The sequence below is a fragment of the Frankia sp. R43 genome (assembly GCF_001306465.1).
Taxonomy (GTDB): Bacteria; Actinomycetota; Actinomycetes; order Frankiales; family Frankiaceae; genus Parafrankia; species Parafrankia irregularis.
Map to the genome: position 1 here is coordinate 229,823 of NZ_LFCW01000010.1, position 25,469 is coordinate 255,291.

Below are 25,469 nucleotides of genomic sequence, written 5' to 3' on the forward strand. Positions count from 1 at the left end.
CGCCAACCGCCGCTGCCGGTGCCGGCTGCCGTGCTGGCTGTCGCCGGGGTGGCCAGCCGGCCGCCGCGAGGGCCGGGCCGGCGGGCCACGCTGATCCCGGCTCTCGCGGACCGATTCTCAGAAGCCAGGCGGGGGGCTGCCCGACGGCGAGCCCGTCGGGCCCCCGGTCTGCGTGGACGGCGCATCCGGGCTGCGGGTCACCGGCGGCGTGCTCGCGGGCGTGGTGGCCGGCGTCGACGGCGGCGACACCTTGACCGGCGGGGTCGTCTCCGGCGGGGGCTCGTTGATCGGCGGCTGGGTCGCCTCCGGGGTGGGAGTCGTCGTCCGCCGCGGGCGATAGGTCGACCGCGTCTGTGTCGGCGTCGGCTCGACGGTCGCCTCGTCGGTGGCCGGAGCGAGGATTCCCTGCGCGGGTGTGGCCGACGGCGATGGCGTGACGTTGTCGACGTCGGTTCCCTGCGCCGGGTCCTTGCCGCCGGTGAGCAGCACGGTCAGCAGGATCGCGAGACCCGCCAGGGCGGCCGCCGCTCCGCCGGCGATGATCACGACGAGTGGGGGCCGGCGTCCCGAGCCGGCGCCGCGGCCCGTCTCGCCGCGATGATCGCCGCGACCGGTGGACGACGCGCGGTGGGAGACCGGCGCGCGACCGGTGCGATCGCCGCGCTCACGGTCGCGTGCGGCATCCCGATCCAGGCTCAGCAGCCCGGCGGCCAGGTTCGCGTCATCCTGGTCGAACAGGTCCGGCGCCGGAGCCAGCGGCCCGATCTGGGTGAGATCGTCATGCGGGCCGGTGGACGCGGTCGGGTTCGGGCCGCTGACCGGGGAGAGACCGACCGCCGTCAGCTCGTCGTCGCCTCCGGGCAGGCCTGGAACCGACGGCACGGGGGTGATCTCGTGGCCGGCCGGCAGCCGGTCGGTCACGCCGATGTCTGCCGCCGGAGCCGCCTGCTGCTCCCCCTGGGGCGGGAAGGACGGAGCGGACGGAGCGGACAGGTTCTCCAGGCCGTCATCGGAGGCGACGAGGTCGTCGGACGGCTCGGCCGGGCGGCTGCGCGGATTCGTCACGACCGCCGGGACGGGCGTGGCGTTACGCGCGATCGGCGTCAGCCGGCGGCGGATCTCCTCGACGTCCGGGCGGAGCTCCGCGGGGCGGTCGAGCAGATCGGTGAGCAGCCCGCGCAGCGGTCCGGCCAGACGGAACGGCCGGCGGCGGCCCTCGACCACCGCACTCAGCACGGCGTAGGTCTCCGGACCCTCGAAGGGCGGGCAGCCCTCGACCGCGGAGTAAAGGGTCGCGCCCAGGCCCCACAGGTCGCTCGCCGGCGTACCGGACGAACCGCGGACCCGCTCGGGGGCGATGTAGGCCGGGGAACCGACGAGCGCGCCGGTGCCGGTCAGTGTGACGTCGCCCTCGGTCGCCGCGATGCCGAAGTCGGTGAGCCGGACCCGGTTGTCCCGCCCGAGCAGCACGTTGCCCGGCTTCACGTCACGGTGCAGCACACCGGCCGAATGCGCCGCCGCCAGCGCGTCGGCCAGCGCGAGACCGATCGCCGCGACCTGGTCGAAGGGCAGCGGACCGTGGTTCTTGATGGTGTCACCGAGGCTGTCCGCGTCGATGAGCTCCATGATGATCCAGTGCCGCTCATGCTCCTCGACGACGTCGAAGACGGAGACGATCGCCGGGCTGTGCAACCTGGCCAGCGCCCGTGCCTCGCGTAGCACGCGGGCTCGGATCGCATCCCGCTCCGCCTGCGCGCCAGCCATCGGCACGAGAATTTCCTTGATGGCGACAGGACGCTGCAGCAGCTCATCTTCGCCGCGCCACACGACGCCGGCACCGCCGCGCCCGATGGGGGCGTCAAGGCGGTAGCGCTGCGCTACGTAGCGCGGTGTGCCGTGCCGAGAGGTATCCGGGGGCACGCTCGCCGATCTGGCCATCGATTCAAGTCTGACAGACGAATTGATCGGAGCACACGCTACCCCGCTCGTCAGGCGGACGGAATCCGGACACCGGGCAACTCACGACGCCGGCCTGAACGTCGAGAAGAGCTGCTGCATGAGCGGCTGGTTCGTCGCCCACAGCTCCTCGGGCGTGTGCCAGTACAGAGCGTAGCCATGCCCGTTTCGCACTGCGCCACGGTTGAGCACATGCACCGTCCCCCCACCACTGGAGGTGTAGGTGAACTCCCAGTCGGCCTGCCGTGCGCCGTCAGCCCCGTCGCCCGGTTCGATCCGTACCCGCTGGTAGTCCCTCACCTGGTCTCGAAAGCTTGTCTCGTTCCGGCGCCAGTCCTCGATGGCCGAGGTGTTCGCCGTCGCGATACTTCCGATGCGCATGAAAGTACCAGTCTCAGTATCCACGAAGTCCATGTTCCCCGTGCCTCCGCGGCCCGGCCGGCTTTCCCACGTCGCCGGGTAGGCGATCGACCACCCGCTCGGGTCGGTGTAGCCGACCCAGCCGGCGGCCGGAACGACCGGGGTGGAATCGGTCGCGACGGCGCCTCCCGCCGCGACGGCTGCGGCCCGCGGATCGACCGTCGAGGTCGGAGCGGGTGCGGACCCGGAATCCTCGTCCGTGCCGCCGCCGCGGGCGACGAGGATGGCGATCACCGCGCAGACAACGACCAGCGTGGTCGCGACCAGCATCACAGTGCGCCGCCGGGGGCCCGTCCGTGTCGCCGTGCCCGTTTCCGCGGGAGAGCTCGCGGCCGTCTCCCTGGCCGCGGCTCCAGGCCCGGACCCGGCCGAAGCCGCGGCTGTGTCGGCGGCCGTGCTCGTGTCCGGGGGTGCTGCCGTGGCCCTGGGTTCGAGGGCCCTCGGCTTCACGGCGACTGTCGCGTCCACGCTCGCGGCCGGAACCGCACCGGAGGCCGGAACCGCACCGGAGGCTGGGGCCGTCGTGGCCGGCGTCCCGCGGGGGCCCTCGGGCGCCGAGGAAATGACCGGTGCCGGTGCGGCGGAGGGCGCGAAGATCACAGCCGTGGAGTCGGCCGGGGCGGCCGTCACCGTGGCGGCGGGCGGGGTGGCCGCGGCTGCGGCGGTGTCAGCCGCCGGAGCCTGCTGGGAGGCCTGTTGCACCCGTGCCGGTATCCCGCCGAGTGCCCGCATGCGTTCGAGTCCGCGCAGCCGGTCGGTCTGGCGTGTCCTGTCCGCGTCGCGGTTGCGGTCGGGTGCGGCGGCGCGCAGCCGGTCCATCGCACGGACCCGTTCCAGGCGGCTCGCGAACCGGGACGGCGACGGCGGCCCATCCCCACGAGGCCGCAGCACGGTCGTCTCCGACCCCGCGACCGCAGGGCCTCCAGCCGTGCCAGGAGCACCAGCCGTGCCAGGAGCGCCAGCCGTGCCAGGAGCACCAGTCGTGCCAGGAGCGGCGACAGCTGGCGGGGGCACGGCGGCGCCGGCCGTCGGCCGGCTGGTCAGCACGGTCTCCTCCGCTGCCCCGAGGACCATCGTCGGCGCCGGCTCCGGCCGTGGTGCGAGGGCGGCCGCGACCCCCGGCGGCGGTGGGGTGGCGGTCGACACCGGCGGGCGGGCCGGGCGGCTGCGGGTGCGATGCGGGCGGCCGCGCTCCTCCTGCTCCAGGATCTCGCGCATCCGTGCGCGCACCGTGGCCAGGCTCGGGCGATGAGCCTCGCTCGGGGCCATCAGCTCGTCGATGACCGGCGAGAGCCGCCCGGCGGCCTGGAAGGGCCGGCGGCGGCCCTGCACCACCGCCGCGAGCACGGCGATCGGATCGCCACCGGGAAACGGGGAGGCACCCTCGACACTGGTGAACAGGGTGGCGCCGAGCCCCCAGCGGTCACTCGCGGCCGTCCCGGCGTCGCCGCGGGCGCGCTCGGGTGACAGGTAGGCGGGTGAGCCCAGGACCATCCCGGTGGTGGTCAGCCGGGGGTCGCCGTGGCTGACGGCGATGCCGAAGTCGGTGAGCCGTGCCCGCTGATCGCCGGTCACGAGCACGTTGCTCGGCTTGACGTCGCGGTGGACTATGCCCAGCCGATGCGCCGCCTCCAGGGCGTAGGCGAGACTGATCCCGATCCGGCAGACCTCGGCGACGCTCAGCGCCCCGCGCTCATCGATGATCTTCGACAGGGCCTGCCCGTCGACGAGCTCCATCACGATCCACGGCAGGTCGCCCTCGGAGATGACGTCGAGCACCGCCACCGCGCCCGGGTGATGCAGCCGGCCCGCGGCGCGGGCCTCGCGCAGCACCCGTTCCCGGGCGAGCTCCCGCTCCTGTTCGCTGCCGTCGGTGGGTAGCAGCACCTCCTTGACGGCCACCTGCCGGCGCAGCAGCTCGTCCGTCGCGCGGTGCACGACACCGAAGCCGCCACGGCCGATCACACCGTCGAGCCGGTACCGGCGCCCGATGAGCACGCGTGGAGCGGCTGGATCGGGAGCGTCACGGCGCTCGCCTGGCATCGGCAGTCCTCTCCGCTCGGCGCTCCATCATCCCCATGGGATCACACCCGGTACACCTCCCGTCAGTGGGGCATGCTGGTCGGGGCCCGGTGCGGCCCGGTCCAGGCCGGCTCGGCGGGTCCCGACCAGCCCGCCCTGGCCCGGCCCGGGCCGACGGCGACCCGGCTCGGCCACGGTGCCGACCGGGTCAGGAGACCGACCAACCCGGGAGGGGATCGTGGACGACAGCGTCTGGCTACGGCTGCGCGACGAGGCCGTGAAGGCCGCGCAGTACGCCTATGCGCCCTACTCGGGCCTTCAGGTGGGTGCCGCCGCGGTGGTCGATGACGGCCGTGTCGTGGTCGGCTGCAACGTCGAGAATGCATCGTATGGCCTGACCCTGTGTGCCGAATGTGGACTCGTGTCGGCGCTGCGGGCGAGTGGTGGCGGGCGTCTCGTCGCCTTCGTGTGCGTGAACGCGGCCGGCGCGCTGCTCGCGCCCTGCGGGCGTTGCCGCCAGCTGCTCCACGAGCACGGCGGCCCGCAGCTGTTGGTCACCACGGCCGGTGGGGTGCGGACGCTGGCCGAGCTGCTCCCCGACGCCTTCGGCCCCGACGCCCTCCCGCCCGACGCCCTCCCGCCCACGGCCACGGTGTCCGCTGCCGGGCCGGGCACGGAGCCGGTGGCATGAGCGCCTTCGATGTGGTCGACCTCATCCGCGCCAAGCGGGACGGCGCGGCGTTGCCCGGGGACGCGATCGCCTGGCTGCTCGACAGCTACACCGGCGGCCGGGTCGCCGACGAGCAGATGGCCGCCTACCTGATGGCCGTGTGCTGGCACGGCATGACCGAGGACGAGCTGGATCACTGGACCGCCGCGATGATCGCCAGCGGCGAGCGCCTCGACCTGACCGGGCTGCCCCGGCCGACCGTGGACAAGCACTCGACCGGAGGCGTCGGCGACAAGGTCTCCCTGGTGCTCGTCCCGCTGGTGGTGGCGTGCGGGGCGGCCGTCCCGCAGGCCGCGGGACGCGGGCTCGGGTACACCGGCGGCACTCTCGACAAGATGGAGGCGATCCCGGGCTGGCGCGCGGATCTCGACGCCGGGCGGATGCGGCGGATCCTCGCCGAGGTCGGCGGTGTGATCTGTGCCGCCGGGGCCGGCCTGGCCCCGGCCGATCGCCGGCTCTACGCGCTGCGTGACGTCACCGGCACCGTCGAGTCGATCCCGCTGATCGCCTCCTCGATCATGAGCAAGAAGATCGCCGAGGGCACCTCGGCCCTGGTGCTGGATGTCAAGGTCGGCAGCGGCGCGTTCATGACCTCGGTCGACGACGCGCACGAGCTGGCCCGCACCATGGTCCGGCTCGGCACCCGCGCCGGGGTCCGGACGGAGGCCCTGATCACGGCGATGGACACCCCGCTGGGCCGCACCGCCGGCAACGGCCCCGAGGTGGCCGAGGCTGTCGAGACGCTGCGCGGCGGCGGGCCCGCCGACCTCGCCGAGATCACGGTCGCGTTGGCGAGGATCATGCTCGACCTGGCCGGCCTCGGTCCGGGTTCGTCGGGCTCTTCGGGCTCGTCGGCACCGGACCCGGCGGCGGTGCTGGCCTCCGGGGCCGCCCACGAGGTGTGGCGCGCGATGGTGACCGCGCAGGGCGGTGATCCGGACGCGGCGCTGCCCACGCCCGCGTTCACCCAGGTCGTGCCCGCTCCGGCCAGTGGCTTCCTCAGCCGGCTCGAAGCCCGTGCCGTGGGTGTCGCCGCCTGGCGGCTGGGCGCCGGGCGGGCCCGCAAGGAGGACGCGGTCGCGCCCGCGGCGGGTCTTCGCTGGTTCGCCGGGGTGGGGGAGGAGGTCAGGGCCGGAGAACCGCTGATCGAGCTCTACAGCGACGACGAGTCGACGTTCCCGCGCGCCGTCGAGGCGCTGGCCGGCGCAGTCTCCGTCACCAGGACCCGGCCCGCCTCCGCACCTCTCGTGCTGGCTCATATCCGCTGACCCGGCGACCGGCTGACCGGTTGACCGGCCGGCGGACCGACCGGTTGGCAGGCGGCCTCGCGAACCCGCTGGCCGGCGGCCTGCGGTGTCGCCGCCGCGCTGGCCGGGACTCGCCGAGGCCGCCACGACGGCCGGCCGCGCGGTGCGGACTAACGTGGCGACAAGGGACTCGCGGGCCGGACGACGAACCGGCAGACCGGGTCCGAAGGCCAGGTCCGGCGGATGAGGCCGGCGGGTGGGGGCGAGGTGGTGGGTGTGATCACCGAATCCGAGATCCGGCGGGCGCCGAAGGTCCTGCTCCACGATCATCTGGATGGCGGGCTGCGGCCCGAGACCATCGTCGAGCTGGCGGACGCCACGGGCTACGGCGGCCTGCCGACCACGGACGTCGACAAGCTCCGGACCTGGTTGCGCGGCGGCGCCCACACCGGGTCCCTGGTGCGCTACCTGGAGACGTTCAGTCACACGGTGGGCGTCATGCAGACGGCGGACGCGCTGGCCCGGGTCGCGCGTGAGTGCGCCGAGGACCTGGCCGCCGACGGTGTCGTCTACGCCGAGGTCCGGTTCGCCCCCGAGCTGCACGTCGGGCGGGGCCTCTCGCTCGACGACGTCGTCGAAGCCGTGCTGGACGGTTTCCGCGTCGGCTCCGCCGGAACCGGTCTGCACATCCGGGCGCTGCTGACCGCGATGCGTCACCAGGCCCGCTCGCTGGAGATCGCGGAGCTGGCCGTGCGCTGGCGGGAGGCCGGCGTGGTCGGCTTCGACATCGCCGGAGCGGAGGCGGGCAACCCGCCGACCCGGCACCTCGACGCCTTCCAGTACATGCAGCGCGCGAACGGCCACTTCACGATCCACGCCGGGGAGGCCTTCGGGCTTCCGTCCATCTGGGAGGCGCTGCAGTGGTGCAACGCCGACCGGCTCGGGCACGGCGTGCGCATCGTCGACGACATCACGGTCGACCCCGACGGCAACGCGACGCTGGGCGATCTGGCCAGCTTCGTACGGGACGTCCGTGTTCCGCTCGAGATGTGCCCGTCGTCGAACGTGCACACGGGGGCGGCGCCGAGCCTGGACCGCCACCCGATCGGCCTGCTGCGCGACCTGCGGTTCCGGGTGACGGTGAACACCGACAACCGGCTGATGAGCGGTGTCACGCTGTCCAGCGAGTTCGCCGCCCTGGCCGAGACGTTCGGGTACGGCTGGCCGGACATCAGCTGGCTGACCATCAACGCGATGAAGTCGGCGTTCCTGCCGTTCGACCAGCGCCTCGCGCTGATCAACGACGTCATCAAGCCCGGTTTCGACGCGCTGATCCCGCCGGGCGCACCTGGGGCCTGACCGGGCGGGCAGCGGCGCCCGGCCGGCGTGACCTGGGTGCCTGACGGGCGTGACCTGGATGTCCGGCCGGGCGTGAGATGGTGGCGGCTATGGCTGATGACCCGGTCCGTGGTGCCGTCGCGGGCCCGGACGGTGCGCTCCGCTGCCCGTGGGCGCTGTCGACTCCGCTGTACATCGACTACCACGACACGGAGTGGGGCCGGCCGGTCCGGGACACCGTCGGCCTGTTCGAGCGGATCACGCTGGAAGCGTTCCAGTCCGGGCTGTCGTGGCTGACGATCCTGCGCAAGCGGCCGGCGTTCCGGGCGGCCTTCGCCGGGTTCGACCCCGCCGCCGTCGCGGCGTTCGACGACCAGCAGGTCACGGAGCTGCTCGCGGACGCCGGCATCGTCCGGAACCGTCGCAAGATCGAGGCGACGATCGTGAACGCCCGCGCCGTGCTCGCCCTGGACGAACCGTTGGAGGACATCGTGTGGTCCTTCGCGCCGTCGTCGCCGGGCACGGCTCCGCGGACGCTCGCCGACGTCCCCGCCGTGACCGCCGAGTCGAAGGCCCTGGCCAAGGCGTTGCGTACGCGGGGCTTCGTCTTCCTCGGCCCGACCACCGCGTACGCGCTGATGCAGGCCTGCGGGCTGGTGGACGATCACCTCGACGGCTGCGTGGCGCGCGGTATGACGGGCTGAGGCCGGCACCGCTTGAAGATCATGGGATTTTGGTCGTCCTGACGACCAGGATCCTCACCTCCTGCTCGGCGACAGTCGTCGGGCGGCGGCAGTCGTCGGGCGGGCGTCAGGTCATCCAGCTCCGCGGGCCGAAGGTCTGCACGGAGCGGGCCGCGACCCGGGAGGCCTCGCCGAGCGAGGAGACCAGCTCGTCGGTCGCGATCGCGCCGTGGGCCATCATCCAGGCGAAGGCGCCGTGGAAGATGTCGCCCGCGCCCAGGGTGTCCCGGGCGGTGACCACGGGTGGCAGCACGTAGCCGCGCCGGTCCTTCGTCGCCCAGCGAATCGGGCCCGGCCCGTCCGTGACGGCGACGAAGAAGGGGCCGTAGTGCAACAGCAGGTCCAGGATGTCCGCGCCGGGGTCGAAGCCGGGCGGTCGGAACGCGGTGGAGCAGATCACCACGTCGACCAGCGGCAGGATCCGCTCGGTGCCCGGCTTCCAGCTCCCGCCGTCGAGCAGGACCGGCGGCCCGCCGCGCCGTAGCGACCGGAGCAGGCCGATCGCGGCGTCCACCTGGTGGCCGTCGACGAGCACGACGTCGGCGTCGGCGACGGCGGCCGCGGCGGCGGTGTTCGCCGTGCACCGCGGCACCATCCCGTGCGTCGAGGCCACCGCGCGCTCGCCGGTCACGGAGGTGACCATGACCGCCGACATCGGCAGGGCGAACGAGCTTCCCGGGCCGGCCGGGCCGCTGCCGACGGTCCCGGGCACGCCGCCGTCGCCGGTCGTGGCGGTGTTCACGGCGGCGGCGCGACCGCGCCCGAAAGAGCCGGCCTGGCCCGGGACGACCAGGCCGCCGTTCTCGACAGCACCGGGATGACCGGTGCCGGTGACCTTGGTGCGCATGACGGCTCCGGTGGTGGCGGGCGGGCCGTACTTGGCCCGGATGCCGCCCGCACGGGTTCCAGGCGGCAGATGCGGCGCTCCGACCTGGCCCAGGTGCTGGCCGGTTCCGCCGGGCCCGCCGGCCGGGTCGCCGGCGGTCTGCTCGGGCACCAGCTCGAGGTGGCGGATCCGGTGGCGGGTGAGATCCGCGTGCACCAGCGCGGCCGCGGGGGAGGTGCCGATCGCGCTCACCAGGCAGGGGCGCCCGCCGAGGTACGCGAACGTCACCGCCGCGTTCGTCGCGGGGCCGCCCGCATTCATGGCGAAATCCCGGGCCACGCACTTCTCGTCGGCGCCTGGCAGCTGATCGACGAGGTAGACCGAATCAAGCGTCGTCAGGCCGACGAAGACGCCTTTCATGCGCCCATTATCCGGCCTGCGCCGGAGTGACAGGCCTGTTCAGGCGGGGGTGTCGAACCCGGCGAACAGGTCGCGAGGCCGCAGGACCCGGGCCGCTTCCGTGATGGAACCGGACAAGGAGGGATAGATCGAGAAGGTGTGTGCGATCTGGTCCACGGTGAGACCGTTCTCCACCGCGATGGAAATTGAGAGGATTAGTTCACTTGCACGCGGAGCGACGATGACGCCACCGAGCACGCTGCCACTTCCGGGCCGACAGAACAACTTCACGAAACCATCCGATATCCCCATCATCTTCGCTCGGGGATTGCGGGCCAGTGGCACCGTGGTGACCTCGGCGGCGATCGCGCCGGAGTCCTTCATCCGCTGCGTCACGCCCACCGTGGCGATCTCGGGCTCGGTGAAGATGTTCGAGGAGACGGTGCCCAGCCGCAGCGGGGTGACCGCCTCGCCCAGCGCGTGCCACATCGCGATGCGCCCCTGCATGGCCGCCACCGAGGCCAGCGGGAGCACGCCGGTGCAGTCACCGGCCGCGTACACGCCGGGAACCGACGTCCGTGACATGCGGTCGACCACGATGTGGCCACCCGAGCCGAGGCGCACGCCGACCTCGGTGAGCCCGAGGCTCTTCGTCCGCGGCACCGAGCCCACCGCCATCAGGGCGTGGCTGCCGGTCACGGCCCTGCCGTCGGTCAGCTCCACGAGCACACCGTCACCGATCCGACGCACGGACGCGGCCCGGGAACGGTTGAGCACCTGGATGCCACGACGGACGAAGACGTCCTCGATGACACGGGCGGCGTCGGAGTCCTCACCGGGCAGCACCCGCTCGCGGGAGGACACCAGGGTCACCTCCGCGCCCAGCGCGCGGTAGGCGCTCGCGAACTCGGCGCCGGTCACCCCGGAGCCCACGACCACCAGGTGCTCCGGAATCTCCTTCAGGTCGTACAGGTGGCGCCAGGTGAGGATGCGCTCGCCGTCCGGCTCGCAGCCGGGGACCTCGCGCGGTGAGGCACCGGTCGCGACCAGCACGACGTCGCCGACGAACGTCTCACCGTCCGCGGTCTCGACGGCGTGCGGGCCGACCAGCCGCCCGGTGCTGTGCACCACGTGGACGTGCTCGCGCTCGAGGTGGTGGCGGATGTCGGCGGACTGCGCCAGGGCCAGCGCCCGCACCCGCTCGTTGACCTGCTCGGGATCCACCGACACCACGTCGGGCGGGGTGAGGTGCGGCGGCTCGGTCAGCTCCCAGCTGCCGACCTCGGCACCGGGGTCGGCATGCGGACGGACCCCGAGCGCCGGTGCCATCGCGAAGTTCGTCATCGTCTCCGAGGTCGCGATGAGAGCCTTGGACGGGACGCAGTCGGTCAGGACGCAGGCGCCGCCGATGCCGTCGGAGTCGATCACGGTCACCGTGGCGCCTAGCGACGCGGCGACCAGGGCTGCCTCGTAGCCCCCCGGCCCGCCGCCGAGGATGACGATTCGCGTCACGTGAGGTCCTCCCTGAGCTCGCGGTACCCCTCTAGTTTGCCCCTCTTCCGACGTCCCTCTCGTTCCGGTTCGGTCGGCTCCGTAGTATCTCCACCGACGTCGGACGACCTGATGTGACGTCGGTTCATCCCGTGACCCACCCCCGTGACGCCGGCGGCCTCTCCCGGCGTGGCAGCACCCCGCGCGGACACACCTGGCGGGGAGATCGGAAGACTCCGACGATGACGAAGTACGCCGCCTACGCGAGCAACCTCGATCCGACGCACATGAAGGAACGTGCGCCGCACTCCCCGGTGATCGGTACCGGGTGGATCAGGGGTTGGCGCCTGACCTTCGGCGGTGAGAACGTCGGCTGGGATGGCGCGCTCTCGACCATCGTCGAGGCGCCGGGCTCCCACGTGTACGTGCTCCTCTACGACCTCGATCGTTACGATCTGGAGCGTCTCGATGTCTGGGAGGGGGCGGACACCGGCCTCTACACCCGGATCCGGGTGCGGGTGTCCACCCTGGACGGTGAGAGCCTGGCCTGGACGTACGTCCTGAACGCCTACGAGGGCGGGCTGCCGTCACGCAATCACGTCGACAAGATCGCCGATGCCGCGGAGAAGGCGGGCGCGCCGTCCGAATACGTCTCCGAGCTGCGGAGCCGCCCGATCGCATGACCCATGGCGGCTACCGGCACCAGCCGCCTACCGGCGCTGGCGCCAGCCACTGACCGGTGGCCGGCACCAGCGGGCTACCGGTGCCGGCCCGGGCCCGCCGTGGCGGGCCCGGGAGCCGCTCAGGTGAGGGGTTCCTCCATGCTCGCCGGGTCGGTGTAGCGGTCGAGCAGCTCGCACGCCGCGGTGGAGAGAAATCGCACACCGACGCCGATGGCCTGTTCGTCCACGTCGAAGCTGCCCTGGTGCAGGTCGTAGGTGGGGCCACCGGGGGTGCGGGTGCCGAGCCGGGCGAGGGCACCGGGCACATGGGTGAGATACCAGCCGAAGTCCTCACCGCCCAGCGACTGGGCGACCGACGTCGCCGCCTCGTGCCCGAACACCGCGTCGACGACCGCGCCGAACGCGTCTACGACGGCGGCGTTGTTGACCACCGGGGGAACGCCGCGGACGTAGTCGATGGCGATCTGCGCCCCGTAGGGCGCGACGATCTGCTCGGCGAGCCGCTCGAGCAGCTCCGGGGTCTCCTCCCAGGTCTCGCGGGACAGCGTGCGGATCGTCCCCCGCAGCTTGCCGGTGCGCGGGATGGCGTTGGCGACCGTGCCGGCCTGCACCAGGCCCCAGACCAGCGACAACGCCGACCGTGGATCGACCCGCCGGGAGAGCGCGGCGGGCAGGTCGACGGCGAGCCGGGTCAGTGTGTAGACCAGATCCACCGTGTTCTGCGGGCGTGAGGTGTGGCCGCCCGGCCCCGCCAGTGTGATCTCCACCGCGTCCGCGGCCGAGGTGATCGGGCCGGAGCGCAGCCCGATCATGCCCGCGTCGAGCGCCGGGTCGCAGTGCATGGTGATCGCGGCGGTCACCGGCTTGAGGACACCGGCGTCGATCACATCCAGCGCACCCCCGGGAATGGTCTCCTCCGCCGGCTGGAACAGCAGGCGGACGGTACCGGGCAGCGGGTGCGTCCGGGCGTAGGCGGCGAGGGCGAGGCCGGCCCCGAGGGTGACCGTCGTGTGGACGTCGTGGCCGCACGCGTGCGCGATGCCGGGCACCGTCGACCGGTACGGGACGTCCTTGACGTCGGACAGCGGCAGCGCGTCCAGGTCGGCCCGCAGCATCACGACCGGGGCGTCGGCGTCCACCCCCGGGCCGATGTCGCACCACAGGCCTGGCACGTCGGGGAAGCGCTGCGGGCTCAGCCCGGCGGCGAGCAGACGTTCCTCCACCGCGCGGGTCGTACGGTGCTCCTGCCGGCCGAGCTCGGGGTGCGCGTGCAGATCACGGCGCAGCCGGATCAGGTCGTTCTCGTGCTCCGCCAGCCAGACCGCCGCGGCGGGCGCCATCGCCGCGGCGGTCCTGTGTGTCATGTCCGATGTCATCTACCGGGCCCAGGCCCTCCGCCGAATTCGTCGGCCAGCTACCCGGGGGTCACTGGCCGCCCCATGTTCATCTCGGCGAGCAGCGTATCGACCACGGCGGTAAGGTCTCCGCCGGCCCGCCGGGCCGCGGTCTCCTGGCGGGCGTGGCTGGCACCATCCGCCAGGATTCGGTGGACGTTGCCGAGCTCCTCGGCGCAGCCGAGCCGGCGGGCGACCGGGAGAAGGTCGTCGACGAGGTCCTCGATCTCGGTGCGCACCGGGCGGACCCCGCCGTGGTCATCCACGACGATCTCGGCGTCGAGCCCGTAGCGGGCGGCCCGCCACTTGTTCTCCTGAACCACCCAACGGTGCGGCGCCGGCAGTGTGTAACCACGGTCGAGCTGGGTGTTCATCCGGTCGACGAGGCACTGGGCCAGGGCCGCGACCGCCCCGATCTCCATCAGGGTCGGCAGGCCGTCACAGATGCGCAGCTCCACCGTGCCGAAGTTCGGGTGTGGGCGGATATCCCACCACACCTCACGGATCGTCTCGATCGTCCCGGACGTGACCAGGGTCTCCATGAACTGCTCGAAGGCGGCCCAGTCGTGCAGCGGATACGGCAGCCCGGCGGTCGGCAGGCTCTCGAAGATCTGGGAGCGTGATGACGCGAGCCCGGTGTGCGTGCCCTTCCAGTACGGCGACGACGCCGACAGGGCGAGAAAATGCGGAATGTACGACATCAGGGCGTTCACGATCGGCATCGCCTTCGCCGGCGAGCGGACACCCACGTGTACGTGCACCCCGAAGATGAGCAGCCGGCGGGCCAGCCACTGCATCTGCGCCACCAGCCGGCTGTAGCGGTCGTCGGTGGTTATCCGCTGCGTCGTGTAGTCGCTGAACGGATGAGTTCCGGAGCACATCAGGCCGAGGCCGCGCCGTTCCGCCAGGTCACGCAGCGGGTCGACGGTTCCACTCAGGTCCGCGAGCGCCTCCGGGACGGATCCGCACACCCCGGTGATCACTTCGATCGTGGACTCGAAGAGTTCGTGCTTGGCCTTCGCCGCCGCTTCCTCGCCGACCTTCCCGCGCAGGTCCTCGAGGATCTCGGTCGCGCCGCAACGCAGATGGCGGCTCTGCAGGTCGACGAGTTCCAGCTCCCACTCGATTCCCAGGCTAGAACTCGGCGACGAAACGAAGGGAATGTGCACCGCGGCTCCTCCGGGTGAGCGGGCACGCCGGTGGGCGAACCCGGAACTCGGGCAGCGAGCTCTCCGGGCTGGTTACCCAGACCGCGCGGCCGTATCCCCGCCGACGATGGCGGAAGGGGCCACTTTGTTGGCCCCCGCCGGACCGTGCGCACGCCAGTTCCCGGATCAGCTCCAACTCGGAGTCATATTAAGGTCACATTTCGTGCTTTGCATAGAAGGAATTTCGGACCCATCGCCTTTTTTGCGTCACGACATGATGAGACGTTCGAGGTCGTCGCCGTGGTGCGGGCGAGCGACCGTGACGAGAAAGGGGGTCCGAAGGGGGTGCGGAGGGGAAGGGTGAGGGGCGCGCGGCAGCCGCGGGTGTACGGCAGCCGCGGCAGCCGCACACCCGCGGCGGCGTCAGGAGGCCGCGGCGGGGCGCGGCGAGGGCGCGGCCTGCGGCACGACCACCCGGATACCGAGCTCCCGTAGCTGCCGCTCGTCGACGGTGGTCGGCGCGCCCGTCATCGGGTCCAGCCCGGACTGGGTCTTCGGGAAGGCGATGACCTCGCGGATGTTGTCCTCGCCCGCGAGGATCGCGACGAGGCGGTCGATACCGAACGCGAAACCGCCGTGCGGCGGAGCGCCGTACCCGAACGGGGTCAGGAAGAACCCGAACCGCTGCTGCGCCTCGTCGGGTGAGATGCCGAGCAGGCCGAAGATCCGCTGCTGCAGCTCGCTCTCGTGGATCCGGATCGACCCCGAACCCAGCTCCCACCCGTTCAGGACCAGGTCGTAGGCAAGGCTGCGGACGGCCAGCGGGTCCGACTCCATCTTCTCGACGTCGCTGGGATGCGGCCGGGTGAACGGGTGATGCCCGGGCTTCGGCCGCCCGGTGGCGGCGTCCACGCCGACGAACAGCGGGAAGTCCACGACCCAGACGAAGCGCAGCTCACCCTCGCCCGCGGGCGGGCGCCCCAGGTCGTTGCGCAGCTGGCCCAGCACCTCGCAGGCCGTCTCCCACTCGTCCGCGACGAGCAGGAGCAGGTCGCCTTCCTGGGCCTGCGTCGCGGTGACGATCGCGGCGAGCTCCTCGGCGGAGAGGAACTTGGCGACCGGAGACTCCAGCGCGCCGGCGGCGGCGACCCGCATCCACACCAGGCCCTTGGCACCCAGCTTCTTGGCACGGTCGGTCAGCGTGTCGAGCGCCTTGCGGTTGTGGGTGGCCGACCCACCGGGCACCCGGATGCCCTTGATCGCGGGAGCACCCGCGAAGGCCTTGAAACCACTGTTCCCGAAGATCGCGGTGAGCTCGACGAGCTCCATCCCGAAACGCAGGTCCGGCTTGTCGACACCGAACCGGTTCATGGCGTCGTGCCAGGTCAGCCGCTCGATCGGGGGCATCGCCCGCCCGGAGCCCGCGACGGCGGCCCCGGCCGCGGCCAGCACGGCCGAGGAGACCACGCCAAGGACATCGTCCACGTCGACGAAGCTCATCTCCAGGTCGAGCTGGGTGAACTCGTACTGGCGGTCGGCGCGCAGGTCCTCGTCCCGCAGGCAGCGGGCGAGCTGGAAGTACCGGTCCATCCCACCGACCATCAGCAGCTGCTTGAACAGCTGGGGCGACTGCGGCAGGGCGTAGAAGCTGCCCGGGAACTGCCGGGACGGGACCACGAACTCGCGGGCGCCCTCCGGCGTCGACGGCATCAGCAGCGGCGTCTCCACCTCGACGAAGCCGCTGTCGGCGAACGCGGAGCGCAGGGCGCCGAGCACGGCCGAGCGGGTGCGCAGGTTGCGCTGCATCCGCTCGCGGCGCAGGTCGAGGTAGCGGTAGGCGAGCCGGGTGCCCTCCTCGACGGAGTCGGCCCGGTCGTCGAGCGGGAACGGCGGCGGCGTCGCGGTGGAGAGCACCTCGACCGAACAGTCCGTCAGCTCGACGTCACCCGTCGCCAGTCCAGGGTTGGCGGTGCCCTCGGGCCGGACGGAGACGGTGCCGGTGATTCGCAGGACGTACTCGGAGCGGGCGTCGACCGAGCCGTCGACGACGCACTGCAACAGCCCGGAATGGTCCCGCAGGTCGACGAACATCAGCGACTGGCCGTGCTGGCGCCGGTGGGCGACCCACCCGCACACCGTGACCCGCTGGCCGGCATTGTCCAGCCGCAGATCGCCGCACAGGTGGGTACGCATCGCCGTGCTGTGCGTTCCGGGCGTGCTGGAGGCTGTCGACATTGCCATCCGTCCTGTATCACTGCGTGCCGCTGTCACTGGGTGCCGCTGTCACGACACCACGAATCAGAGGAATCCTGTATCTCGAGATACGTGATGCCTGCCGGCGACCCTATCGGAAGGACGCCCGTTGATCGGCCGCGCGGCGGCCTCAGCGGCGCAGGGCCCGGATGAAACGCGCCGCCTCGGCGCGCATCCGGTTCGGGATTCGCAGGATCTGACGCCCGCTGGGCGTTGTGAGCTCCACCACGATCACCTCGCCGTGGCGCAGGCCGCGGGACGCGGACACATCGCGCCGGTCGAGCGAGACGTCGAACCAGTCACCTTCGCGGGGGAACGGCGCGACCACGAGAAGGCGCCGCGTCGTCAGCAGAATCCAGCGCGACATTCCGAGCCGATGCCCCATGAAACGCTCGGCCTTCGCGACGACACGCCCGCCACCTGCAGGATCGGTCATCCGGCCACGGAGCACGACCTCGATGAACTCGCCCTCTTCCAGAGGGACCCGAGGGGGCTTGCGGACAGCGGACACGAGCGCCACCCCTCCAGTGTGCTCCGCGTACGCCACGTCGTGGCGTGTAGTGGGCCACCCCGGTGTGGTCGGAGCGTGCCCGTACAGTCGCCTGGTGGCGGAACGTGGCAGCATCGGCGGGCAACCAGGGGCGGAGGCCGAGGCCTCGGCCGCCCGGCTGGCCGGTGTCACCGGGGTGGATCGGCATGACGTGGCAATCGTGCTGGGGTCGGGCTGGAGACCTGCCGCCGACGTCCTGGCGCGCGCCGGTGGGGACGTCATCGACATCCCCTTCTCCGACCTGGGCGGCTTTCCGGTGTCGGAGGTGTCCGGGCACACGCCCAAGGTCCGCTCCATCCAGGTCGGCGGAAAATGGCTGCTGGTCTTCCTCGGCCGGGTGCACCCCTACGAGGGCCATGACCTCACCAGGGTCGTGCACACCGTCCGCACCGCGCGTGCCGCGGGTGCCCGTACCGTGATCCTGACGAACGCGGCCGGCGGGCTCCGGTCGGACATGTACGTCGGCCAGCCGGTGCTGATCGCCGACCATCTCAACCTGACCGGCCGCTCCCCGCTGGTAGGCCCGCTGTTCACCGACCTCACCGACGCCTATTCGCCGCGGCTGCGCTCGCTCGCGCGCACCATCGAGCCCGGCCTGGCCGAAGGTGTCTACGCCGCGCTGCCCGGCCCCCACTACGAGACACCGGCGGAGATCCGCATGCTGCGCGGCCTCGGTGCCGATCTCGTCGGAATGTCCACGGTGCACGAGACGATCGCCGCCCGTGCCCTCGGGCTGGAGGTGCTGGCGCTGTCCCTGGTGTCGAACCTGGCCGCGGGGATGACCGGCACGCCGCTGAGCCACACCGAGGTGCTTGCCGCGGGTGCCGCCGCGGCCGAGCGGATGGGCTCGATCCTCGCGAAGATCGTCCCGTCGCTGTGACGCCCCGCTGCCGCGACGTCCCCTGCCGTGGCGTTGTGAAAGCGCGTTGAACCGCGAGCCGCCCGGACGGCCCGGCCGGCCCGGCGTGCCTGACCTGCCCGGACCGCTGGCGGCGCAGGTCGCCTCCTGGCTGCGCGGCGACCCGGACCCGGATGACCGGGCCGAACTGGCCCGGCTGGTCGCCGCGGGGGACGTCGAAACGGTTGCCGGCTGCTTCGCCGGCCCGCTGGCCTTCGGCACCGCCGGGCTGCGCGGGCCGCTGCGGCCCGGGCCCGCCGGTATGAACACCGCCGTGGTGCGCCGGACCACGGCCGGCCTCGCGCAGTGGCTGCGCGGCCGGGCCGGTGGGGCGGACCCGACGGTGGTCATCGGCTACGACGCGCGCCGGCGGAGCGACCGGTTCGCGCTCGACGCCGCGCGGGTGCTGGCCGGTGCCGGGGCGCGGGCGCTGCTGCTACCGGCACCCACGCCCACACCCGTGGTGGCCTTCGCGGTCCGCCACCTCGCCGCCGACGCCGGAATCGTCATCACGGCCAGCCACAATCCGGCCGCCGACAACGGCTACAAGGTGTATCTGGCCGGTTTCGGCGGGGGAACGCGCAGCGGGGAATCCGCCGGCGGGGGACCTGCCGGCAGGGGAACCGGCGCCGGGGATCCCGGGCATGGCGCCCAGCTCGTCACACCAGCCGACGCCGAGATCGAACACGCGATCGCGGCTGTCGGCCCGGCGGTGGACGTCCCTCTCGCCGACCACTGGCACCGCCTGGACGACTCGATCGTCGCCGCGTACGTCGAGGGCGCGGTGACCGCGGTCGGCGAGGTTGGCGCCGGTCCGGCTGGTGCTGCTGGAGGTCCGGCAGGTCCGGCCGATGCTGCCGGCGCTGCTGGTACGGCCCGTGGCGCTGGCGCTGGCGCGGCCCGGAACGCCGGTGCGCCGGACGTGGTGGGCGGCCCGCCGCCGCTGTGCGTCGCCTACACGCCGCTGCACGGGGTGGGGGCGGACGTGGTCGACGCGGTGTTCCGCCGGGCCGGTCTGGCCGCCCCCGTCGCCGTCGCCGACCAGCGTGAACCCGATCCGGCCTTCCCGACGGTGCCGTTCCCGAATCCGGAGGAGCCCGGCGCCCTGGACGCGGTCCTCACGCTCGGCGAGCGTCTGGGGGCCGACCTGGTGCTGGCGAACGACCCGGACGCCGATCGCTGCGCCGCCGCGGTCGGCCGCCGTGTCCTCACCGGGGACGAGGTCGGCCTGCTGCTCGCCGAGCAGGTGCTGCGGGAGCGGCCTGGACCGGTAGCCACCACCATCGTCAGCTCGTCGGCGCTGCGGGAGCTGGCGCGCCGGTACGGGGTGCCCTGCGTGGAGACACTGACCGGCTTCAAGTGGATCATGCGGGCGGATCCGCGACTGGCGTTCGGCTACGAGGAGGCCCTGGGCTACGCCGTCGCGCCCGACCTGGTCCGGGACAAGGACGGCATCACCGCCGCCCTGGCCCTGGCACACGCCGCGCTCCGTGCGAAGCGCGCCGGCCGGACGCTGCTCGACGTCCTGGACGACCTGTGCCGCCAGGTGGGCGTCTTCGCCACCGGTCAGGTCTCCGCCCGCTTCACCGACCTCGCCGCGATCGACGCGGTGATGGGCGCGCTGCGTGCGTCGCCGCCGTCGCACCTCGGCGGCCGGGCGGTCAGCGCGGTACGCGACCTGCTCGACGGACCCACCGGACCCACCGGCTCTGCCGGCTCCGCCGGACCTGCCGGACCTGCCGGACCTGCCGGCTCTGCCGGAGGTTCCGGGTCCGCCGGAAGCGTCGGGGCTGCCGGGCCGGACGGTGAAAGCCTGCCGGCCGCCGACGTGCTGATCTTTCATCTGGCCGGCGCCGCCCGCGTCGTCGCCCGCCCGAGCGGGACGGAACCCAAGCTCAAGCTCTATCTGCAGACCGTGGTGGGCCCGGCGGACATCGCGGCCATCGGGCTGCCCGCCGCCCGGCGGCGGGCCGAGTCCGAACTCGCGGCGCTGCGCGACGACCTCCGGGCACTGCTGCGGCTCTAGCGGCTTCAGCGCGACGGCAGCGCGCGGAGCCGCCTGACAACCCCGAGAGTTGAGGATATTGGTTGCCAGAGAGCCTGTCGCAGATCGGTGCCAATCAAGATCGCTGGTCGGTGGGTGGGGAGGTCCGCACTCCACGAACGCGGCCGGGTCTACGCGAGCCCGGCGGCCCGGTTTGACGAGTCGCAAGAGTGAACGATTTTGGTCGTTCTGACGACCAGAATCCTCAAGTCCTGCGGGTTGTCAGGTGAATCTGCGCCCCTTTTGCCACTCTTGAGGTGTGAATCGTCGGTGCTGCACGGCGGTGCGGAATCCTCGATGGGTGGCCGTGCGGGTGGGATTCGCATTCCGTCAACACGGCTGCGCCAAGCCCTAACCGGTGGCCCGGATCCGCCGCGTCTCAGGATTCTGCTACAGGCTCCAGCCCGGTACCCGTGTCAGCTCGGCGGAGACGACGTCAGAGCCGGGTCAGGTCGATCCTGACCGGGAACGGTGCGACGGCGTCGACGACGCCCGTGAAGACCTCACCGGCGTGGTAGGCCCGACTCGCCGGGTCGAGGACGTGGGTGCAGACGACGGGGACTCCGGCGGGCGGCTGCTCGACCCGCCAGTAGTAGGAGATGCCGGCCTTCGCGTACTGCTCGGCCTTGACGATCCGGTCGGTCGTCTCCGAGCCGGGCGAGACGACCTCGACGACGAGCAGGATGTGCTCGGGGCGGGCCGGCATGATGTCGATCGTGTCGGCGCGGTAGACGGTGACATCGGGGCGCCGGTTCGTCAGCGGCGCGTCCTGAAGCCGGACGTCGAAGTCGAAGTCGGCGTTCCAGCCCGGCCCGGCCGCGGCTTCCAGGGCGACGGCGAGAATCTTGATCAGCCGGTTGTGGCGTTTGGACGCGCTGGGGCTCACGACGATCATCCCGTCCACGATCTCGATGCCCGCGCACTGCTCCGGGGACCAGGAGTCGTACTGGTCGGCAGTGATCTGCTGGTGCATCCAGGCAGGGGCGATCATCTCGGCGGTGATGGCGCACCTCCTCGCGATGGCTGGCGGGCGTGAACCTCCGGACCAGCGTAACGCCCGAGCCGGCTGTCGCCGGCGGGGTTGCGGCCGGCCGGCCCGGCCCGGCATCCGGATCAGACCGGCCTGACGCCGGGATCACCGGCCAGCCGGCCAGCCGGTCAGCCGGCCAGCTCAGACCGGGATGTCGGCCAGAATGTCCTTGGTCGCCGAGAGCCCGAGGCGGGTGGCCCCGGCCTCGAGGAACGCCAGAGCCTGTGGCGCGGTGCGGATGCCTCCGGACGCCTTCACGCCCAGCCGGCCGCCGACCGCCGCCACCATCGCCCGGACCGCGCGCAGCGACGCGCCGCCGGCGGCGTGGAAGCCGGTCGAGGTCTTCACGTACTCCGCCCCGCCGCTCTCGGCGGCCCGGCAGGCGGCCGCGATGCACTCGTCGGGCAGCAACGCGGTCTCCAGGATCACCTTGAGGATCACATGCGGCGGCACCGACAGCCGCACCTCGGTGATCTCGGTCTCGATGGCGCGCCAGTTCTCATCCATGGCGTTCGCGATGTCGATGACCATGTCGATCTCGGTGGCCCCGTCGGCGACCGCGCGGCGGGCCTCCTCGGCCTTGATCACCGTGAGGCCCGTGCCGTGCGGGAAGCCCACAACGGAGGCCACCGCGAACGAGGGCTCGTCGTCCTTGCCCGCCTGTCGTGCGCTCGCTGCGGCCAGATACACGTGGGTCGGCGCGACGCAGACGGTGCCGACACCGAGCTTCGCCGCGTCCGTGCACAGGTTGACGATCTCCTCGCCGGTCGTCTCCGGGCGTAGCAGCGTGTGATCGATGATCTTCGCGAGGTCGGCGCGGCGAAGGGCGGCCGGAGGTGTGGCCGCGTCGTCGCCCGACGCGGGACGATCCGGAACGGTGGGGTCCGTCGGCATACCTGGCATCATCGCTCATCGAAAAACCGGACCCAAAAGTCTCCCGGCAGGAGCCAACCGTGCAGGTACAGGTCGTCGACCATCCGCTGGCAGCCGTGGCACTCACCGTGATGCGCGACGAGCGGACGGCGCGTCCCCAGTTCCGCGCCGCCCTGCACGACCTGGCGATGATGCTGGTCTACGAGGCCGCTCGCGGCCTGCCGACCATGCCCGTCTCGGTGACCACGCCGCTGACCACCACCACCGGTGTGGTGCTCGCCGCTGAGCCGGTGGTCGCCCCGGTGCTGCGGGCCGGCCTGGGCATGCTGCCGGCCGCGCTCACGGTCATGCCGGACGCACGCACGGCCTTCATCGGGCTCGCCCGGGACGAGGCGACGTTCGAGCCCAGGGTCTACCTGGAGTCGGTGCCCGCCGACCTGGCCGGGCGGCCGGTCTTCATGCTCGACCCGATGCTGGCAACCGGTGGATCGGCGTTGCACGCGCTGCGGCTGCTCACGGCCCGCGGTGCCACCGGCATCGTGGTGGTCTCGGCCGTCACCGCGCCCGAAGGTCTCACCGCACTCGAAAAGAGTGGTCTCGACGTCCGCGTCGTCACGGCCGCGGTGGACGAGAACCTGAACGACGTCGCGTATATCGTGCCCGGCCTCGGCGACGCCGGCGACCGCCTCTACGGCGCCGTGTGACCGGCGCGGCGATCTGGCCGCGCCCCCAGCGGCCTCATCCGAATCCGAGGGGGACGAGCACGGAGGAGGCATCGGTGCTTCCGGCGCTCGTGTCGCCGTTGACGACAAGGCTGACCGCGGTGTCAGGCACCGCGTCGGACACGTCGCTCTCGGCGACCATGCCGAACGTGACGCTCTGGTCGGCGACAATGCTCTGGTCGGGGGCAGTGCTCAGGTCGGTGAACTCATACCTGTCCTTCCGGGCCAACGGCTGCAGAGCCATATCGCATTTGTCCGTCGTCCTGTCGACCAGCTCGGCGGCGGAGACGTAGAACCTGTCCGTGAACGGGTACGCGCAGCCGTCATCCATCCCGGCGGCGAAACTCTTCGGGACGGCTATGAGACTGCCGAAGTAGTCGCCCGCGATCGGAGTCGGTGCTGGTCGGTCCTTCTGCAGGTTGTGCACCTCGATCAGGAAAGCCAGTTTGTGAAAGCCTGGCCTGGCGATTTCCGTCCCGTCGGTCAAGTTATGCACCATGACAGCACGTGCCTCGTACGCGAAGCCCTGCTTGGTGAACCGCACCCACTGCGCGCCGGCCAGGCGCCGGACCACGGCGGCCTGAAGCTCCTTGTCCTGGAGGTCACCGGACAACGGGCCGGTGCGCTCCGGAACCGTCGCCGACGGGCCGGGCGTCGCGGGTCCGGTGGGCGCGGCGGCTTCCTGCGTCGTCGGGCTCGCCGACGGAGGTGACTCTCCGCCCGAGCCGTGGACCGACACGACCGTCGCCACGACGGCGACGACCAGGGCGACGAAAGCACACCCCGCGATCACTGCGCGCCGGGGGAGCCGAGTGCGGGCCTGCCCGCGTGCGCAGGTGACAAGCCGGTCGACGCCGTACAGCTCGACCAGCCTGGACAAGGCGGGCGGCGGCCCTTCGGTCAGCATCGCGCGCAGTGATTCGGTGCCTGCGGCCCGGTCGTCGCGAAGCTGGGCGAGGACTGCGCGCCCCTGCCAGCTGTCTGCCAGTGCGGCCGAGAGATCTCGCCATGTTTGTTGATCGTCGAGGGTCGGCTGCCGATCGTGTGTCACTGGCTTGATCGTCCCCCGTCATGCGACGTCCAGTCATGTTTCGGGTGGCAATGGTAGCGTTCGTCCCACCTTCGGGTGACCCTTTGATCGCCTGCGGTGATGGTGTAGGTCGCGCTCAGGCGGCGGGGTGTGGGTATCTGCCGCGCCTTCGGTGTCTCGGCTGTCGGGTTTTCGGGTCGTGCGGTCGACGTGGCGCGCATCCGGTCGCGCCTGCCTGGTGTGCCAAGTCTGTAACTGATTGTTCTTGTATTGACAAGCCCCTTCTGTTCGGACAACGTGTCTTAAGTTCACTTAGTCGATCGACATAGAGGGTGATCGTCGAGGGTTGCCTCGATCAGCACTTCTTCATCACAGCGCAGTCAACCGGTCACCCGTGCGGAGAAAGGTGCCACCATGCCGGTCGAGTTCATCGGCCTGATCGCCACCCGTCCCGGCTCCGAGGCGAGCAGCCTCACCCCCGGACCGGTCGTGGACCGCGACTACACCCGGCGGTTCGCCGTCGCCCACGAGGACGCCGGCTTCGACCGCGTGCTCATCGGCTACAGCAGCGGCTCGGTCGACAACCTGCAGGTCGCCGCCTACGCCGCGGCGCACACCGAGCGGCTCGGCTACCTGGTCGCGCATCGGCCCGGTGTCGTGTTCCCCACCGTCGCCGCGCGGTACTTCGCGTCGCTCGACCACTTCTCCGCCGGCCGGGTGGCGATCCACATCATCACTGGCGGCAGTGACGCTGAGCAGCGGCGCGACGGCGACTATCTGAGCAAGGACGAGCGCTACGCCCGCACCGACGAGTACCTGGAGATCGTCCGCCGGACCTGGACCGCGACCGAGCCCTTCTCCCACCAAGGGCGTTACTACCAGCTCGAGGACCAGCTGGCCGGAGTGCTTCCGGTGCAGCAGCCGCATCTGCCGATCTACTTCGGCGGCTCGTCCGAGGCGGCCTACCGGGTCGGCGGCCGGCACGCGGACGTCTTCGCGCTGTGGGGGGAGCCGCTCGCCGAAACCGCCCAGCAGATCGCGGCTGTCAACGCCGCCGCCGCTGCCGCCGGCCGCGACACGCCGCCTCGCATCAGCGTGTCGTTCCGGCCGATCCTCGGCGCGACCGAGGAGCTGGCCTGGGAGCGGGCCCACCAGATCCTTGCCTCGACCAGGGCGAACGTCGGGAAGGCAGCCCGGTACTTCAAGGAGTTCCGCGGCTTCACCGGCAACCGCGACGCGCCCCAGAACATCGGCTCGCAACGGCTGCTCGCCGCCGCGGCCAAGGGCGAGCTGCACGACCGGGCGCTGTGGACGCCACTGGCCGCCGCGGTCGGCGGTGGTGGGAACTCCACGGCCCTGGTCGGCACGCCGGAGACGGTGGCCGCAGCCCTGCTCGACTACGTCGACATCGGCGTCACGACGCTGCTGATCCGCGGCTACGACCCGTTGGACGACGCGATCGACTACGGTCGCCACCTGCTGCCGCTCGTGCGCGCGGAGGTGGCCCGGCGTGACCGAGGCGAGGCGGCCCAGCGGGACGACGTCGCACCGGTACCGGCCGCGCTGGCTGCCGCCGCCGCACCCGCTGGAGGCGGGACGCCGGACCAAGCCGGGCTGTGACCAACCCGCCATTGACCAATCGGATTGGGACCGCACGGTCTGCGACCCCACG

At 72.1% G+C, this 25,469-nt stretch carries 20 protein-coding genes; 9 read left to right on the plus strand and 11 right to left on the minus strand.

Annotation, left to right across the window (positions count from 1 at the left end; all coding sequences use genetic code 11):
• Positions 1-117: 117 nt before the first annotated feature.
• Both ACG83_RS34985 and ACG83_RS34990 read right to left on the minus strand, forming a co-directional pair.
• Positions 118-1,938, minus strand: a complete 1,821-nt coding sequence (locus tag ACG83_RS34985; protein ID WP_054570522.1) for a serine/threonine-protein kinase — start codon at positions 1,936-1,938, stop codon at positions 118-120.
• An 81-nt stretch (positions 1,939-2,019) separates the two neighbouring features.
• Positions 2,020-4,419 carry a serine/threonine-protein kinase gene (locus ACG83_RS34990; RefSeq protein WP_054570523.1) on the minus strand — a complete coding sequence of 800 codons (2,400 nt, stop codon included), beginning with the start codon at positions 4,417-4,419 and terminating at the stop codon, positions 2,020-2,022.
• A 217-nt stretch (positions 4,420-4,636) separates the two neighbouring features.
• Here ACG83_RS34990 and ACG83_RS34995 point away from each other — a divergent pair, with 217 nt between their 5' ends.
• The 4 genes from ACG83_RS34995 (at position 4,637) to ACG83_RS35010 (ending at position 8,417) form a co-directional block, all read left to right on the plus strand.
• Positions 4,637-5,089 carry a cytidine deaminase gene (locus ACG83_RS34995; protein WP_054570524.1) on the plus strand — a complete coding sequence of 151 codons (453 nt, stop codon included), beginning with the start codon at positions 4,637-4,639 and terminating at the stop codon, positions 5,087-5,089.
• On the plus strand, positions 5,086-6,396 hold the full coding sequence (locus ACG83_RS35000) for a thymidine phosphorylase (RefSeq protein WP_054570525.1): 1,311 nt from the start codon (positions 5,086-5,088) through the stop codon (positions 6,394-6,396). Before ACG83_RS34995 ends, ACG83_RS35000 begins: the two co-directional genes overlap by 4 nt.
• A 222-nt stretch (positions 6,397-6,618) precedes the next feature.
• The gene (locus ACG83_RS35005; RefSeq protein WP_054570526.1) at positions 6,619-7,734 is read left to right on the plus strand and encodes an adenosine deaminase; all 1,116 of its coding nucleotides are present in this window, start codon (positions 6,619-6,621) and stop codon (positions 7,732-7,734) included.
• Between the two features lie 89 nt (positions 7,735-7,823).
• Entirely contained in the window at positions 7,824-8,417 is a 594-nt protein-coding gene (locus tag ACG83_RS35010; RefSeq protein WP_116437416.1) for a DNA-3-methyladenine glycosylase I, read from the plus strand.
• Between the two features lie 106 nt (positions 8,418-8,523).
• Here ACG83_RS35010 and ACG83_RS35015 read toward each other — a convergent pair whose 3' ends face one another.
• Both ACG83_RS35015 and ACG83_RS35020 read right to left on the minus strand, forming a co-directional pair.
• A complete protein-coding gene (locus ACG83_RS35015) occupies positions 8,524-9,702 on the minus strand; it encodes a PfkB family carbohydrate kinase (RefSeq protein WP_054570528.1) in 1,179 nt (392 codons plus the stop codon).
• Positions 9,703-9,741: 39 nt separating this feature from the next.
• Positions 9,742-11,193 (minus strand): NAD(P)H-quinone dehydrogenase, encoded by a 1,452-nt coding sequence (locus ACG83_RS35020; protein ID WP_054570529.1) that lies wholly within the window; start codon positions 11,191-11,193, stop codon positions 9,742-9,744.
• Between the two features lie 221 nt (positions 11,194-11,414).
• On the opposite strand from ACG83_RS35020, the gene ACG83_RS35025 reads away from it, so the two are divergent.
• On the plus strand, positions 11,415-11,855 hold the full coding sequence (locus ACG83_RS35025; RefSeq protein ID WP_054570530.1) for a gamma-glutamylcyclotransferase: 441 nt from the start codon (positions 11,415-11,417) through the stop codon (positions 11,853-11,855).
• A 119-nt stretch (positions 11,856-11,974) separates the two neighbouring features.
• On the opposite strand, the gene ACG83_RS35030 is transcribed toward ACG83_RS35025, so the two are convergent.
• The 4 genes from ACG83_RS35030 to ACG83_RS35045 form a co-directional block, all read right to left on the minus strand.
• Entirely contained in the window at positions 11,975-13,195 is a 1,221-nt protein-coding gene (locus ACG83_RS35030) for an amidohydrolase (RefSeq protein WP_054570531.1), read from the minus strand.
• A 74-nt stretch (positions 13,196-13,269) separates the two neighbouring features.
• On the minus strand, positions 13,270-14,418 hold the full coding sequence (locus ACG83_RS35035) for a glutamate--cysteine ligase (protein WP_054570532.1): 1,149 nt from the start codon (positions 14,416-14,418) through the stop codon (positions 13,270-13,272).
• A 402-nt stretch (positions 14,419-14,820) separates the two neighbouring features.
• Positions 14,821-16,632: an aspartate--tRNA ligase gene (gene aspS / locus ACG83_RS35040; RefSeq protein WP_054570533.1), complete on the minus strand. Its 1,812-nt coding sequence runs from the start codon at positions 16,630-16,632 to the stop codon at positions 14,821-14,823.
• A 148-nt stretch (positions 16,633-16,780) separates the two neighbouring features.
• Positions 16,781-17,161, minus strand: a complete 381-nt coding sequence (locus tag ACG83_RS35045; protein WP_006543018.1) for a hypothetical protein — start codon at positions 17,159-17,161, stop codon at positions 16,781-16,783.
• Positions 17,162-17,255: 94 nt separating this feature from the next.
• On the opposite strand from ACG83_RS35045, the gene ACG83_RS35050 reads away from it, so the two are divergent.
• Together ACG83_RS35050 and ACG83_RS35055 are read left to right on the plus strand one after the other, a co-directional pair.
• Positions 17,256-18,080 (plus strand): purine-nucleoside phosphorylase, encoded by an 825-nt coding sequence (locus tag ACG83_RS35050; RefSeq protein WP_050796020.1) that lies wholly within the window; start codon positions 17,256-17,258, stop codon positions 18,078-18,080.
• A gap of 46 nt (positions 18,081-18,126) precedes the next feature.
• The gene (locus ACG83_RS35055; protein WP_235498374.1) at positions 18,127-20,124 is read left to right on the plus strand and encodes a phospho-sugar mutase; all 1,998 of its coding nucleotides are present in this window, start codon (positions 18,127-18,129) and stop codon (positions 20,122-20,124) included.
• Positions 20,125-20,578: 454 nt separating this feature from the next.
• Here ACG83_RS35055 and ACG83_RS35060 read toward each other — a convergent pair whose 3' ends face one another.
• Together ACG83_RS35060 and deoC are read right to left on the minus strand one after the other, a co-directional pair.
• Complete coding sequence (locus ACG83_RS35060; RefSeq protein WP_054570535.1) at positions 20,579-21,133, minus strand: Uma2 family endonuclease; 555 nt, start codon at positions 21,131-21,133, stop codon at positions 20,579-20,581.
• Positions 21,134-21,313: 180 nt separating this feature from the next.
• Positions 21,314-22,075 (minus strand): deoxyribose-phosphate aldolase, encoded by a 762-nt coding sequence (gene deoC / locus ACG83_RS35065; protein WP_116437424.1) that lies wholly within the window; start codon positions 22,073-22,075, stop codon positions 21,314-21,316.
• Between the two features lie 50 nt (positions 22,076-22,125).
• On the opposite strand from deoC, the gene upp reads away from it, so the two are divergent.
• A complete protein-coding gene (gene upp, locus ACG83_RS35070) occupies positions 22,126-22,749 on the plus strand; it encodes a uracil phosphoribosyltransferase (protein ID WP_054570537.1) in 624 nt (207 codons plus the stop codon).
• A 34-nt stretch (positions 22,750-22,783) separates the two neighbouring features.
• Here upp and ACG83_RS35075 read toward each other — a convergent pair whose 3' ends face one another.
• The gene (locus tag ACG83_RS35075) at positions 22,784-23,818 is read right to left on the minus strand and encodes a hypothetical protein (protein ID WP_054570538.1); all 1,035 of its coding nucleotides are present in this window, start codon (positions 23,816-23,818) and stop codon (positions 22,784-22,786) included.
• Between the two features lie 393 nt (positions 23,819-24,211).
• Between ACG83_RS35075 and ACG83_RS35080 the strand changes: the two genes are divergently transcribed.
• Positions 24,212-25,417, plus strand: a complete 1,206-nt coding sequence (locus tag ACG83_RS35080; RefSeq protein WP_054570539.1) for an LLM class flavin-dependent oxidoreductase — start codon at positions 24,212-24,214, stop codon at positions 25,415-25,417.
• Positions 25,418-25,469 lie beyond the last annotated feature (52 nt).

Bases quoted from the DNA above. Each gene is read 5' to 3' on its own strand.
- ACG83_RS34985 (WP_054570522.1), bottom strand. From the start codon at position 1,938: ATGGCCAGATCGGCGAGCGTGCCCCCGGATACCTCTCGGCACGGCACA.
- ACG83_RS34990 (WP_054570523.1), bottom strand. From the start codon at position 4,419: ATGCCAGGCGAGCGCCGTGACGCTCCCGATCCAGCCGCTCCACGCGTG.
- ACG83_RS35000 (WP_054570525.1), top strand. From the start codon at position 5,086: ATGAGCGCCTTCGATGTGGTCGACCTCATCCGCGCCAAGCGGGACGGC.
- ACG83_RS35005 (WP_054570526.1), top strand. From the start codon at position 6,619: ATGAGGCCGGCGGGTGGGGGCGAGGTGGTGGGTGTGATCACCGAATCC.
- ACG83_RS35010 (WP_116437416.1), top strand. From the start codon at position 7,824: ATGGCTGATGACCCGGTCCGTGGTGCCGTCGCGGGCCCGGACGGTGCG.
- ACG83_RS35015 (WP_054570528.1), bottom strand. From the start codon at position 9,702: ATGAAAGGCGTCTTCGTCGGCCTGACGACGCTTGATTCGGTCTACCTC.
- ACG83_RS35025 (WP_054570530.1), top strand. From the start codon at position 11,415: ATGACGAAGTACGCCGCCTACGCGAGCAACCTCGATCCGACGCACATG.
- ACG83_RS35030 (WP_054570531.1), bottom strand. From the start codon at position 13,195: ATGGCGCCCGCCGCGGCGGTCTGGCTGGCGGAGCACGAGAACGACCTG.
- aspS (WP_054570533.1), bottom strand. From the start codon at position 16,632: ATGTCGACAGCCTCCAGCACGCCCGGAACGCACAGCACGGCGATGCGT.
- ACG83_RS35060 (WP_054570535.1), bottom strand. From the start codon at position 21,133: ATGATCGCCCCTGCCTGGATGCACCAGCAGATCACTGCCGACCAGTAC.
- deoC (WP_116437424.1), bottom strand. From the start codon at position 22,075: ATGCCAGGTATGCCGACGGACCCCACCGTTCCGGATCGTCCCGCGTCG.
- ACG83_RS35080 (WP_054570539.1), top strand. From the start codon at position 24,212: ATGCCGGTCGAGTTCATCGGCCTGATCGCCACCCGTCCCGGCTCCGAG.